This window comes from Aquabacterium soli, assembly GCF_003933735.1.
Lineage (GTDB): Bacteria > Pseudomonadota > Gammaproteobacteria > Burkholderiales > Burkholderiaceae_C > Aquabacterium > Aquabacterium soli.
The window spans coordinates 1-13,603 of sequence record NZ_RSED01000022.1 but is presented as its reverse complement, the minus strand read 5'-3'; the positions used below and the strand labels follow the sequence as shown (position 1 = coordinate 13,603).

At 64.8% G+C, this 13,603-nt stretch carries 10 protein-coding genes and 2 pseudogenes; 4 read left to right on the top strand and 8 right to left on the bottom strand.

Features of this window, described 5'->3' with window-relative positions; all coding sequences use genetic code 11:
- Nucleotides 1-162: 162 nt before the first annotated feature.
- On the top strand, nt 163-1,836 hold the full coding sequence (locus EIP75_RS20385; RefSeq protein WP_125245037.1) for a long-chain-fatty-acid--CoA ligase: 1,674 nt from the start codon (nt 163-165) through the stop codon (nt 1,834-1,836).
- Nucleotides 1,837-1,863: 27 nt separating this feature from the next.
- Here the strand turns inward: EIP75_RS20385 and EIP75_RS20380 are convergent, their stop codons facing one another.
- From EIP75_RS20380 to EIP75_RS24910, 4 genes are all read right to left on the bottom strand, one after another.
- Nucleotides 1,864-2,421, bottom strand: coding sequence for a YaeQ family protein (locus EIP75_RS20380; protein WP_125245036.1), 558 nt, complete (start codon nt 2,419-2,421; stop codon nt 1,864-1,866).
- Between the two features lie 60 nt (nt 2,422-2,481).
- Complete coding sequence (locus tag EIP75_RS20375; RefSeq protein WP_233584962.1) at nt 2,482-3,387, bottom strand: alpha/beta hydrolase; 906 nt, start codon at nt 3,385-3,387, stop codon at nt 2,482-2,484.
- Between the two features lie 94 nt (nt 3,388-3,481).
- Nucleotides 3,482-4,276 carry a 2-oxo-tetronate isomerase gene (otnI, locus tag EIP75_RS20370; RefSeq protein WP_125245091.1) on the bottom strand — a complete coding sequence of 265 codons (795 nt, stop codon included), beginning with the start codon at nt 4,274-4,276 and terminating at the stop codon, nt 3,482-3,484.
- A 108-nt stretch (nt 4,277-4,384) separates the two neighbouring features.
- A complete protein-coding gene (locus tag EIP75_RS24910) occupies nt 4,385-6,130 on the bottom strand; it encodes a methyl-accepting chemotaxis protein (protein WP_338014950.1) in 1,746 nt (581 codons plus the stop codon).
- 168 nt (nt 6,131-6,298) lie between these two features.
- Between EIP75_RS24910 and EIP75_RS20360 the strand changes: the two genes are divergently transcribed.
- Entirely contained in the window at nt 6,299-7,891 is a 1,593-nt protein-coding gene (locus EIP75_RS20360; protein ID WP_125245034.1) for an MFS transporter, read from the top strand.
- Nucleotides 7,892-7,949: 58 nt separating this feature from the next.
- Nucleotides 7,950-8,762, top strand: a pseudogene (locus EIP75_RS20355) (M48 family metallopeptidase); the annotation flags it as partial.
- 238 nt (nt 8,763-9,000) lie between these two features.
- On the opposite strand, the gene EIP75_RS20350 reads toward EIP75_RS20355, so the two are convergent.
- Nucleotides 9,001-9,642, bottom strand: a complete 642-nt coding sequence (locus EIP75_RS20350) for an MBL fold metallo-hydrolase (protein ID WP_125245032.1) — start codon at nt 9,640-9,642, stop codon at nt 9,001-9,003.
- A 117-nt stretch (nt 9,643-9,759) separates the two neighbouring features.
- Here EIP75_RS20350 and EIP75_RS20345 point away from each other — a divergent pair, with 117 nt between their 5' ends.
- Nucleotides 9,760-9,981: a hypothetical protein gene (locus EIP75_RS20345; protein WP_338014949.1), complete on the top strand. Its 222-nt coding sequence runs from the start codon at nt 9,760-9,762 to the stop codon at nt 9,979-9,981.
- A gap of 83 nt (nt 9,982-10,064) precedes the next feature.
- Here the strand turns inward: EIP75_RS20345 and EIP75_RS20340 are convergent, their stop codons facing one another.
- From EIP75_RS20340 to EIP75_RS20330, 3 genes and pseudogenes are all read right to left on the bottom strand, one after another.
- Nucleotides 10,065-10,790: a hypothetical protein gene (locus tag EIP75_RS20340; protein ID WP_125245031.1), complete on the bottom strand. Its 726-nt coding sequence runs from the start codon at nt 10,788-10,790 to the stop codon at nt 10,065-10,067.
- 35 nt (nt 10,791-10,825) lie between these two features.
- Entirely contained in the window at nt 10,826-12,424 is a 1,599-nt protein-coding gene (locus EIP75_RS20335) for a hypothetical protein (protein WP_125245030.1), read from the bottom strand.
- A 390-nt stretch (nt 12,425-12,814) separates the two neighbouring features.
- A pseudogene (locus tag EIP75_RS20330) lies at nt 12,815-13,603 on the bottom strand (IS256 family transposase); the annotation flags it as partial.

The following is a 13,603-nucleotide window of genomic DNA, read 5'->3' as shown; positions in this document are numbered from 1 at the left end:
CTGTCGGCATTGGCGTGCGGATGCCGGCCATTGCAGACGCCTGGGGCGGCAAAGCGGACATTTTTGCGGCCCTTATCAGGGAACCCCTTAGTTGAGGGGGGCGCCAGTTCGGTTCAAGATGACCCTTTGATCGAACAAGCAACGCTCAAACGTTGAGGCGCCATGACCCAAACCTACCCCTGGCTCAAGAGCTACCCGCCCGGCGTGCCGGCCGAGATCGACCACAGCATCTACCCCTCGCTGGTGGACCTGATCGACGAGGGCCTGACCAAGCACCGCGCCAAGCCGGCCTACGTGTTCATGGGCAAGCAGTTCAGCTTCGGTGACATCGACCAGGGCTCCAAGGCCTTCGCGGCCTACCTGCAGACCCTGGGCCTGGCCAAGGGCGACCGCGTGGCCGTGATGCTGCCCAACGTGCCCCAGTACCCGGTGGCCGTGATGGCCATCCTGCGGGCGGGCTTCGTGGTGGTCAACGTGAACCCGCTGTACACGCCGCGCGAACTGCAGCACCAGCTGTCGGATTCGGGCGCGCGCGCCATCATCATCCTGGAGAACTTCGCGCACGTGCTGCAGCAGGTGCTGGCCTCCACGCCGGTGCAGCACATCGTGCTGGCCAGCATGGGCGACACGCTCGGCCTGCTCAAGGGCGCCATCGTCAACCACGTGGTGCGCAAGGTCAAGAAGATGGTGCCGGCCTTCGACCTGCCCAAGGCCATCCGCTACAAGGATGCCATGGCCCGTGGCGCGCAAGGCCGCTACACCGCGGCCCAACCAGGCCCTGAAGACGTGGCCGTGCTGCAATACACCGGCGGCACCACCGGCGTGAGCAAGGGCGCCACGCTGGTCCACCGCAACGTGGTGGCCAACCTGCTGCAATCAGAAGCCTGGAACCAGCCCATCTGGTCGCAGGTGCCCGAAGGCGAGCAGCCCACCATGGTGTGCGCGCTGCCGCTCTATCACATCTTCGGCTTCACGGTGAACATGATGCTGGGCCTGCGCCTGGGCTCGTGCAACATCCTGATCCCCAACCCGCGCGACCTGCCGGCCACGCTCAAAGAGCTGTCCAAGCACCGCTTCCACAGCTTCCCGGCCGTCAACACGCTGTTCAACGCGCTGGCCCACCATCCTGATTTCAACAAGGTCGACTGGAGCCATCTGCGCCTGTCGGTCGGCGGCGGCATGGCGGTGCAGGGCGCCACGGCCAAGCTCTGGAAAGACAAGACCGGCTGCCCCATCGCCGAAGGCTACGGCCTGTCCGAGACCTCACCATCGGCCACCTGCAACCCGGTGACCAGCACCGCCTACTCCGGCACCATCGGCGTGCCCATCCCCTCCACCGAGGTGCGTGTGCTCGACGACGCGGGCAACGAGGTGGCCGTGGGCACCGCCGGCGAGATCGCCATCCGCGGCCCGCAGGTGATGGCCGGCTACTGGCGCCGTCCGGATGAAACCGCCAAGGTCATGACGGCCGACGGCTTCTTCCGCACCGGCGACATCGGCATCATGGACGAGCGCGGCTGGTTCAAGATCGTCGACCGCAAGAAGGACATGGTCCTGGTGTCGGGCTTCAACGTCTACCCCACCGAGATCGAAGAGGTGGTGGCGCAGATGCCCGGCATCCTCGAATGCGGCGTGGTGGGGGTGCCCGATGAACACTCGGGCGAGGCCGTCAAGCTGGTGGTGGTGCGCAGCGATCCGAACGTCACCGAGCAGCAGGTGCGCGAGTACTGCGCTCAGAACCTCACGGGCTACAAGCGCCCGCGCGTCATCGAGTTCCGCACCGAGCTGCCCAAGACCCCGGTGGGCAAGATCCTGCGGCGCGAGCTGCGGGGTTGAACCTGCAGCGACCGGGGCTGGCTGTGCTCAGTCGGCCCCGACCAGCTTCACCGGCGTGATCTCCACCGACCGGTCGCCATCGCCCACCCACACGGTGCCGTCCTGCACCGTCACCTGCAGCACCATGCTGCGCTGAGCCAGCTTGGCCAGCTCCTGGCTCTGCTCGGTGGGCACCTGCCACACCGTCAGCTTGTCGGCCCGCACCAGCTTGCCGGCAATGTTGTTCCACCACACGTTCGTGCTGCTCTGGAAGGCCCACACGCTCACCTTGTCCGAGCGGCCGCAGGCCTTCATCAGGCGCTTGTCGTCGGGCTGGCCCACGTCCACCCAGTGCCGGATATCGCCCGTGAAGTTCTTGTGCCACAGCGCGGGCTCGTCGGTGTCCCACATGTCCTTGGCCAGCTCCAGCGTGCCCTCTGATGTGTCGGCCGGCCAGCCCATGGCCAGGGCCAGCACGCGGATCATCATGCGTTCGTCCGTCTCCGAGGGGTGGCGCGCGATGGTGGTCTGCGGGTCTGCGTAGACATGGCGGTCCATGTCGGCCAGTTGAAGCTGGGCCTTGTAGATGGTGGCTTTGATGGCCATGGTGGAACTTCCGGATCGATCGATGTGTGGTTGATGAGGCTCGCGCGGCAGCGTTGGTGTTCAGCGCGCCGCCAGCCAGGCGCCCAGGTCCTTCAGCACGGTGGCCTGGTCGGGCTCGTTGAAGATCTCGTGGGCCATGTGGGGGTAGGCGTGGGTGGTGACCACGTCTTTCGGTGCCGCGGCGCCAAAGCGCTCGCTGCCGGCCGGGCGCACGCAGCGGTCGCTGCCGGCGTACAGCAGCAGCGTGGGCACGGTCCAGCTGGCGGCCCGTGCGTGCACGGTCTCGCCGCCTTCCAGCATGAAGCGCGTCAGCCGGCCTGTGATGCGGTCGTGCACGAGCGGGTCGTCCACATAGCGCTTCACCACGGCGGGGTCGGAGCACACCCATTCGGGCTTCAGGCCATTGCCCACCGCCAGGTCGGGCGTCAGGCGGCCCAGGCTGTTCAGCAGGCCCTTCTGCACGGCGTTGAGGCCGATGTCCAGCGCGGGCGATGACAGCACGCACAGGTCCACGGGGCGGCGCCATGCGGCGTCTTCGGCCGGGCGCGCCCAGGCCGACACGAAACGCGACACCACCAGGCCGCCCAGGCTGTGGCCCAGCACCAGCAGGCGCTGGCTGGGGTAGGCGCGGCGCAGCGTGTCGATCACGGCGGCCAGGTCGTGCAGCAGGTCGTCGTCGTGCACCAGGCCGCCGCGTGGGCCGGGTGAGCGGCCATGGCCCCGGTGGTCGTAGGACACCACGGCCCAGCCTGCCTGGTTCAGGAAACGCGCCACGTGGGCGTAGCGGCCCGCGTGCTCGCCCAGCCCATGCACCAGGCAGACCACGCCCTGCACGGGCTGGCCAGCCTCCACGGGCCAATGGCTCAAGGCCAGCGGCAGGCCATCGCGCGTGGTGGCCGTGTCGGGCAGCGGTGTCGTGGCAGACGGTGCAGTGGTCGTCATGGTGTGGCGGTGAATGGTGGACACGCGGGCGGTGCATCGGCGCACATGGCCGATGAAATGGCCGATGCGCAGGGGCGCGAAGCCCCGAAGTATCCCGCAAAGCGCGCCGCGTGGGCGTTCAGCGCCAGGCCTGCATCCAGCCCAGGCCTGCGGTGGTGCCGCCCGGCACGGCCTGGCGCGGCCTGTATTCGCAGCCGATCCAGCCTGCCCAGCCCAGGCGCTGCAGCTCGGCGAACACGTGCGGGTAGTGCAGTTCGCCCTGGTCGGGCTCGCCCCGGTCCGGCACGGCGGCCACCTGCAGGTGGCCCACCTGGCCGGTGGGCAGCCACCGGCGCAGGCGCGTGGTGATGTCGCCCTCCATGATCTGGCAGTGGTACAGGTCCATCTGCACCTTCAGGTGCGGTGAGCCGATTTGCTCGACCAGGCCGTGGGCGCGCGCCTGCCCGCTCAGCAGGTAGCCGGGCATGTCGCGCGTGTTGATCGGCTCGATCAGCAAGGTGATGCCGGCGGCGCTGGCCTGGCCGGCGGCCCAGCCCAGCCGGGCCTCGTAGCGCGACCACGCGCTGTCAGCCGCCGCGCCCGGCGCGCTCAGGCCGGCCATCACGTGCACGCGCGGGCAGTTCAGCGCCTGGGCCTGGGCCAGTGCCGAGCTGATGCTGTTCTGGAAATCCGCCTCGCGCCCATCCAGGCAGGCCAGGCCGCGTTCGCCCGCAGCCCAGTCGCCCGGGGGCGCGTTGAACAGCACCAGTTGCAGGCCCAGATCGCGCAGGCGCGCCTGGATCTCGGCGGTGGGGTGCTCGTGCGGGAACAGGCATTCCACGCCCTTGAAGCCGTCGCGTGCGGCGGCCTCGAAGCGGTCCAGGAAAGGCAGCTCCGTGTAGAGCCACGACAGGTTGGCGGCGAAGTTCAGCATGGTCATGTCGCGGCAGGCCGGTCCAAAAGAAGTTCGGGGCATGGAGGTGTGTCCATGCCCCGAAGCCTATCGCGTTGTGACGCCGATCAGCGGCCCATCAGCGCCCGATCAGAAGGTTTCCCAATCGTCGTCCTTGGGCGGTGCCGAGGCGGCCGGCGGGGCCTTGCGGGGCGCCGCAGCGGGTGGCAACTGCGGTGCCACGGGCTTGCGGGCCACCGGCGCGATGGCCTTGGCCTTCGGTGCCGACACGGGCTTGGCGCTCAGCACGGGCGTGGTCGGCGGCTCCGGCATCTGCCGGGCGGTGGCCTGGGCACGGGCGATCACCTCGTTGGCGTGGCCACGGGCCTCGGCCTGCGCCACCATGCGGGCATGGCCCAGCTTGAAGGCGGCCACGGCGTTGGCCAGCTTGCTGGCCTGCTCGCGCAGGCTCTCGGCCGCGGCGGCGGATTCTTCCACCAGGGCGGCGTTCTGCTGCGTCATCTGGTCCAGCTCATTGACCGAATTGTTGACCTGGCCGATGCCCTGGCTCTGCTCGGTCGATGCCGCGCTGATCTCGCCGATGATGTCCGACACGCGCTGCACGCTGCTCACGATCTCCTGCATGGAGACACCGGCGTCCTGCACCAGCTTCGAGCCGGATTCCACCTTCTCGCTGGAGGCGCTGATCAGCGTCTTGATCTCCTTGGCGGCCTCGGCGCTGCGTTGCGCCAGTGAGCGCACCTCGCCGGCCACCACGGCAAAGCCGCGGCCCTGTTCACCGGCACGTGCGGCCTCCACCGCGGCGTTCAGCGCCAGGATGTTGGTCTGGAAGGCGATGCCGTCGATCACGCTGATGATCTCGGTGATCTTGCGGCTGGCCCCGTCGATCTCGGCCATGTTGGTCACCACCTGCGAGACGATCTCGCCGCCGCGTTGCGCGGCCGTGGCAGCGCCCGAGGCCAGCTGGTTGGCCTGGCGGGCGGCATCGGCGCTCTGGCGCACGGTGCCGGTCAACTGCTCCATCGAGCTGGCGGCCTGCTGCAGGTTCGAGGCGGTGTTCTCCGTGCGGCTGGACAGATCCTGGTTGCCGGTGGCGATCTCGGTCGATGCGGTCGAGATCGAATCGGTGGCCATGCGGATCACGCTGACCGTGTCGCGCAGGCGGTTGACCATGTCGGCCAGCGAGGCGTGCAGCGAGCCGCTGTCGCCCTGGCCACGGCGGATGTCGATGTCCAGATCGCCCTCGGCGATGCGGCCCACCAGCTTGCGCAACTCGGCCGGCTCGTCGCCCAGGTCCTTCCACACCGAGGTGACGATGGCCCACGAGGCCGCACCCAGCACCACCAGCACCACCAGCGCCGTGATCACCGAGGCCCACAGGCTGATGCGCATGCCTTGCTGCACCGATTGGGCGGCCGCGGCCAGCTCGGCGGCAGATTCGGTCTGCTGCGTCTTGAGCACGTTGTTGAGGTTCTGCAGCGCCGTCTGCATCTGGCCGACGTCATCGGCGCCACCGCTCTTTTCGATCATGCCGCGCGTGGCGGCCAGCCCCTTGGACTGGAAGGCCTCGAAAGCATCGGCCAGGGCCGTGGCTTCCTTGGTCTTGCCATCGAGCTTCTTCAGCGCGTCCAGCGCCTTGCGGCCGGCGGCCACGGCGGTCTGCGCATCGGCCAGGCGGTCCACGCTGCCTTCGATGGCGGCGCCCTGTAAGTGAATACTCACTTGTTCAATGGCTCGCTCCACGCGGGCCACGTGCTCTGCGTAAGGCGCATCGACCTGCGACAGGCGGTCAAAGCGCGCCGACGTCTGGTCGTTGATCAAGAAGGACACGATCATGCCCACGATGAAAACCGCCGCCGCGCTGAGGGGCAGCATCCAGATTCTTGTTCGAAACTTCATTTCCAAAAGACTCCTGTGGAGCACAGCTGATGCCCTGGGCCTGCGAGGGCAGACGGGCGACATCGGGTTTTCGGCAGCAACGCGTCCCAAATTAAGGAGATAAGTCGCAGAACGACGCCTCTCAGGCCTTTTTAGAATGCCGGGATGACGCAACCCCCTTCCGCCGTGGCTGCCCGGCCGCCGACGACCTCCCGCCTGATGTTCTGGGTGGCCCTGCTGTACTTCTCGGAAGGCCTGCCGCTGGGGTTGTTCTTCGACCTGTTCCCGGTGCACATGCGCCAGGCGGGCGTGGGCCCGGCCGAGATCGGCCTGCTCAGCCTGCTGGGCCTGGCCTGGACGGTGAAGTTCTTGTGGGCGCCGCTGGTGGATGCCCTGCGCGGCCACCGCTTCTGGATCGCGGGGGCCAACCTGGGCATGGCGGCCGTGCTGGCGGCGCTGGCCATGCAGCCCGGCGCCCTGGGCAGCGGCGAAAGCTGGCCCTGGGTGCTGCTGGCCGCCTTCACGGTGCTCTCGGCCACCAACGACATCGCCACCGACGGCTACACCATCGAGCAACTGGCCCGCGGTCAGTACGGCATCGCCAACGGCCTGCGCATCGGCTTCTACCGCGTGGGCATGCTCACGGCAGGCGGCATGCTGGTGGTGGCCGGCTGGACGGGCACGGCCGGCGCGCCCAACTGGCAGGCCGCCTACGCCATGGCGGCGGCGCTGCTGCTGATCAACGGCTCGCTGGCGCTGCTGGCGCCCGCGCCGCTGCCGCGCGTGGTGGCGGTGCGCACGCAGGCCGAGCAGGCCACCTCGTCGTGGTCGGCCGAATGGGGCCGCCTGCGCGCCCAGCCCCTGTGGCTGCTGGCCCTGGGCCTGGTGATCGCCGGCCTGCTGTGGCCCGTGCTCGGCCCCCTGGCCAAGGCCCTGCAGCCCGATGCCGCTGCGGTGGCCACCGTGGCCGATCCCAACCCCCTGCTGGCCTGGATCACCGCCTACAGCGGCACCTGGTGGTTCAAGGGCGCCATCCCTGTGGGCCTGATGCTGCTGGGCAGCGGCCTGATGGTGGCCGCCGCGCGTGACCCGCGCGCCACCGCCATGGCCGACGGCCCGGTGTTCGGCGGCTGGGTCAGCCTGCTGGCGCGCCAGGGCATGCTGCCGGTGCTGGCCTTCATCCTGCTGTTCAAGCTGGGCGATGCGGCCATGGGCTTCATGGTCAAGCCCTTCTGGGTGGACGCGGGCTTCACCCCCGCGCAGATCGGCCTGGTGTCCGTGAACGTGGGCCTGGGCCTGTCGATCGCCGGGGGACTGGTGGGCGGCTGGTACGTGGACCGCGCCGGCATCTTCAAGGGCCTGTGGGTGCTGGGGCTGGCGCAGGCGCTGTCCAACCTGGGCTATGCGCTGGCGGCCTGGTGGGTGCCCCATGGCGTGCCCGGCATGCCGGTGGACATGCAATACCAGGCGGCCGTGTACGCGGCCAGCGCGCTGGAGAGCTTCACCGGCGGCCTGGGCACGGGCGCCTTCCTGGCCTTCCTGATGGCCATCACCGACAAGCAGCGCGCCACCACCGAGTACGCCATCCTGTCCTCCATATTCGCGTTCTCGCGGGCGGTGGCCGGCTGGGCCGGCGGCCTGGGGGTGGAGCAGATGGGCTATGCCCTGTTCTTCCTGATCACCTTCGGGCTGTCATTCCCGGCCTATCTGCTGTTGCCGCAGGTTCGTCGTATGCTTTCCCGCGACGAGGTGCGTTAAGCCCTGTGACAGCCTGTGGCATGCGCCCGGGCCAGCCCCTGGAAGGACTTTGCAGATCATGAAAATAAAAGTGTCTTTGTTCGCCGCCACCACCCTGGCCCTGGCCGCCGCCCTGGCCACCACCCCCGCGCTGGCGCGCGAAGGGGTGGATGTCGGCAACCAATCGGGCTTCAGCCGCCTGGTGCCGGCCGAGCAGCTCGAGCAGGCCGCCGTGCAGCAGTACGACCAGCTCAAGGCCGAGGCCGCCAAGAAGGGCGTGCTGGGCACTGACGGCGATCCGCAGGTGATCCGCCTGCGCGCCATCGCCAAGCGCCTGATCCCCTACAGCATCGAGTGGAACCAGCGCGCCAAGAGTTGGCCGTGGGAGGTGAACCTGCTCAAGACCAAAGAGCTCAACGCCTTCTGCATGCCCGCCGGCAAGATCGCCTTCTACTCCGGCATCCTGGAGCAACTGCAGCTCAACGACGACGAAGTGGCCATGATCATGGGCCACGAAATGGCCCACGCCCTGCGTGAGCACGCCCGCGCCCGCATGGGCAAATCGGCCGCCACCCGCATCGGCGCCAGCCTGCTGTCCAGCGTGCTGGGCCTGGGCAACACGGGCGATGCCCTGCTGAACATGGGCAGCCAGTTGCTGACCCTGAAGTTCAGCCGCGAAGACGAATCAGAGGCCGACCTGATCGGCATGGAACTGGCCGCCCGCTCGGGCTATGACCCGCGCGCCGGGGTGACCCTGTGGAAAAAGATGGAGGCCGCCAACAAGGGCGCGCCGCCGCAGTTCATGTCCACCCACCCCTCCAGCGGCACCCGCATCCAGGACATCGAGGCCAACCTGCCCAAGGTGATGCCCCTGTTCCAGCGCGCCGGCAAGCCGCCGCAGCGTTTCGACGCGCCGCGCAAGACGGGCCAGGCCGATGGGCAGGATGCGCTGGCGTACTGGGGCGTGGCCAGCGCGCCGCAATCCACGGCGGTGCACAGCCATGGCACGCCTGAGCAGGCGAAGCCGGCCACACAGCCCGTTGCGCAGCCCGCCACCACCACCCAACCCGCATCCACCAAGGATGCCGGTGGCTGGGTGCGTGTGACGCCCTGAGCGCCAAGCCCGCGGGTCAGCGGCCCGCGGCCAGGTACGGGTTGTAGAGCCGCTCTTCGCCGAAGGTGCTCTCAGGCCCGTGGCCTGGCGTGAAGGTGATGTCATCACCCAGGGGCAGCAGCTTGCCCTTGATCGCGTTGATCAGATCGGCATGGTTGCCGCCCGGGAAATCCGTGCGGCCGATGCTGCCCGCGAACAGCACATCGCCCACGAAGGCGTGGCGCGTGGCGGGCTCGAACAGCACCACGTGGCCCGGCGTGTGGCCCGGGCAGTGCAGCACCTGCAGCGTGTGCTTGCCGATGGTGACGGTGTCGCCATCTTTCAGCCACTGCGTGGGCGCGAAGGGCTCTGCCTGCGGAAAGCCGAACATCTGGCTTTGCTGGGGCAGGGCATCGATCCAGAACTGATCACCGGGGTGCGGGCCGATGATGGGCACGCCGTGCGTGCGCGCCAGCGTGCCGGAGGCACCGGCGTGGTCGATGTGCGCGTGCGTGAGCCACAGGGCCTTGAGCGTGAGGCCGCGTTCTTCGATGGCACCCAGCAGCAGGGGGATGTCACCGCCCGGGTCGATCAGGGCGGCTTCGTTGGTTTCATCGCACCACACCAGGGAGCAGTTTTGGGAGAAGGCGGTGACGGGGAGGGTGTGGCGGTGGAACATGGGCGCGAAGGAGGAAGCGGATAACAAATCTCAAAAATCAAAACATAGTTTCAAAACGCGCTGTCCAAGCATGTCTGCCTGGAAAACACTGTCTGGGGTGCTTTCGATCGCAACCAGTTGGATCGTGAGTGCCATCGTCTGGGCTTGAACAACCCGATCGAACTGCCGCACATCAATTTGAAGCAGGCATTTGCGAAAGCTCGGCGAATCGGGAAACAAGTGGGGATGCGCAAAGCACTTGAGCTGGCATCCCTGCAGTTCGAAGGTACGCATCACCGAGCCCTTGATGATGCAATCAACACAGCTCGCTTGCTGCCTTGGGCTCTGCCGGCGACTTGAACGCGCGCAAGAAGGGCAACGCGTCGTCAGTATTGAGGATTATTTGAATATCTAAAAGACTTGCTTAAAATAGCCCGTTTTTATCATTTCAGCAGGGAAGCCAAATACTCTAGGCTGTCCGCGCCCCGGTAATCTCCGGGATTCAAAGTTCCGCCATTTGACGGGTTTTTATAGCGATTGCTCAGCGTGTCGAGGATGTTCCTAAATCCTCCGACTGAGGCGATTTGATCTTTTACGTTCGAAAAATTGTAGGAAACTACGGAGTGCGTAAATCCGTTGATTGCCCCGTAAGCGGGGTTTTCATCGCTCGTTTCCAAGTAGGACTTAGCTGCTTCGACATATGCGTTCGCAGCATTTTTCAAAGCAGAATCGCCATTTAGTTTGGCTTCAATCCATTTTTTATCAGATGCAGATATATTCCCGGTAACTTGAAGGTCGCCTTTGGAAAATGTGAAATCCCAGTTCGCCTTGCCTAGATCAGGCCTTTGGGCCGAGATAGCCTTTCCTACATCACCAATGCGATCCTCAATGGTGTCCAGCGCGGTATTGGCCTGCTGCATAGGCTGCTGACGGTGGTTCAATGCGACCCCGTAGTCGAACTCTTCCTGCTCTTTGGCAGATCTTGCCGCTTGCGCGGTGTAGGTCAGGCTTGCGTCAAGGGTGACGTTCGGGTCTTCAAGCGCCTTTGAAGTTGTACCTTGCTGCATAGGCGTCAGCCCGGACTTAGCGGCAGCAGCAGCTTCCGAAGCCGAAGTTGGGCGTGTGGTGGCCGGGGTCAAGGCGACTGCGTTGACGTTGGATACGTTCATCGATCTCTCCTGTGTTTAATCCGGCCACGCCCTCATCAGTAGTAGCCTAGGTAGGTTTCGGAACAAATGCGGGTGAACTGAATAGCGAACGTCGAATATTTCGGCGCGACCGGGGCTGCGCCGAGCAATGTTGCCGACACGGTGCCCATTTGAGCAGTCCCCTTCCAGTGATCAGTTGGGTTGCCAGGCGGGCCATAGTTGTTGCTGGACAGCAGGGATCCGCTACAAGCGGCAGCAAAGTTGGTCGTTTTGGTGACGCCGCCAGTCTGAGGCAAGGTTGGCGTGTCAGCAATTCTTCCCCAAATGTTCGTCTTGACGGTCATCACCTGGCGGGAGTTGATGTCATTGTTGAACCGCTGCACCGTCAGTTGAACCGGTTGGTTCTTCACCCATGCGCCTTGGTCATCTATTGCCCCCAGGTAGGTCGAAATGTAGTTCGCAGCCTGCAGGAAGCCTGACACCGGGAACCATCGGGTGATGCTCTCGGTGTTATAGATGTCCATGCTGGCGATGTTGACCACCTGCGCACCAACCCGCAACCCGTAGGCTTGATTAGCGGGTGCACTTGAGTTAGTCCCAGTCACCCGAACCATCACGCCCGCTGGCGTTGTGGTGCCTGCAGTGTTGGCTGCGTACGTTGAGGTGAAAAGGAGTTGCGTGCCTGACTGCGTCGATGACAGGGGCGTCTCTGGCGAAACAGAGTAGGTGTTCGGACCGGTCTTCTGTGCCGAAGAGAAGGCTGCCACCTGATTCGAACCATTGAAGGTCACGGAGATCAAGGCCTTCGTTTGCCCCGTTTTCAGTGGGTAGAAGTAGTACGCCGAGTCAGTGTTGTTGACTAGCGTACCGCTCACTTCTTCATTCATGTCGATGACATGAGCATTCGAAGAAGTGGTGTTCGATGCCAACGTAGGCGCGGAAGGCAGGTTGATGCCATATCCGAACACTTGGCCACCGGTGCCATTCGAGGTGCGAATGACCAGCACCAAGCGGAGGTACTGGGTGGTGGCTGTGCCACTCAGCGGAGCTGTCGGGCTGGTCGACTTTGCGATCATGAAGCCGGAGCCGTTTGTATTGACGTTGAAGAGCTCGCCAATTCCGACGACGCCAGCAGGCAGTTGCGCCTGAAAGTTGATTGCTGTGCTGGCATTGACAACGAACTGGTAGCAAGCCAATGAACCAGGGGGAGGCGTCACACCTTGCAGCAACTGGCCAACGGGAATCTCAGGGCACCATTGATTGACGGAGGCAATGGTCGAAGGCCCCGTGCCTTGAATGCCGTTGGGTGCAGGAGACCCGTAGATGAAGCACCGCACGCCATTCGTGCCGAAATACATCGTTGAACAGGAAGCCGGCGGATCGGGGTCCACGGTCATGGCCTTGGCTCGATCTGATTTTGGGTCTGTGTCACTGGAAGCAGCTTGATCGGATGGCGCCGTCGCAACGAGGGTGTTGAGCTCGGCAGCGCTGAGCGAGGCAATTTGCTCTTGGCTCAAGCTGGATGGCGTAAATTTGCTCTGCTGTTGCGTGTCGGCAGTATTGTCTCCACCGCCACAGGCGACGAGTGACACTACAGCAACGCCCGCGGTGGCAAGCTGAAATGCGCTTTTGATTTGCTTTGCGAAGTTTTTCACTGGTATTTCTCTTAATTAACCGAAATTCAATAACTGATACGTGTTTTCAGTGGTGGAGACCTCCTGGTTATTAATTGAACATGCAGCAGCCAGCCACGGTTTTTAACCATGGCCACTGTAAGTGGCGCGTGTGAGCGAATTGGTAATTCGGACGTCAGCCGTCCGCTTAGCCCGCTGCCATATAAGGCATGAGTTCTCTCCCTTGTTTTGGAGAGATTCTCACGCGATTGTGGATTCTTGTAAACGATGATTCGGGTAAGAAGGCTCTGAGCGTTGGTAAAACGTCAAGCCTCAGGGGCAATGGCCGGATCCGATCGAACTCAATGAAAGTCTTTTGAGGACGTTCGAGGGGGAGTGTCAGATCTTTTGTGTTCAGGGCGGTGAAGCTGCTTACGCAGCGGATTTGATGAATCGATCCGCGTAGAGGATCGCAAACTGATTCATCGCGTTTTTCTAGTCCTGCGCTGCCCGCCCCTATTCGGCTGTGATGTTGCACAAGGCCAGCCAGATCAGCTTGGTCGCCGCATCATCGCTGGGGAAGTGCCCTCGAGTCTTGATGATCTTGCGCAACTGGGCGTTGATGCTCTCAATGGCGTTGGTTGTGTAAATCACATTGCGGATAGCTGGTGGGAAGGCGAAGAAGAGGATGACCCGATCCCAGGCTCTTCGCCATGCTGCCACGACGGTAGGAAACTTCTGGCCCCAGGGGCCGGCCTCGAAGGCGTCCAATTCGGCCAGGGCCGCCTCCATCGTCGGGGCCGCATAAACCGGCTTGAGCGCCGCCGCCGGCCCCCTGCGGTCCTTCCAACTGGCGAAGTCCAGGCTGGCACGGATCAGGCGCACGATGCAAGTCTGAAGTGTCGTGGCAGAGAACACCGCGCCCAGCGCTTCGGGCATGCCTTTGAGGCCGTCTGTGACGGCGATCAGGATGTTATTGACACCACGCGTCTTGAGATCGTTGAAGACCTTCATCCAGAACTTGGCGCCCTCGGTGCCTTCGATCCACAGACCCAGGATGTCACGTGAGCCGACTGGCAGCACGCCAAGGGCCAGGTAGATCGCCTTGTTGCGCACGACCGCGTCTTCACGAATCTTGACCCGCAAGGCATCGAAGAACACCACCGGGTACATCGGCTCCAGCGGCCGGCTCTGCCAAGTAGTGAAGCGCCCCGAGTTTCG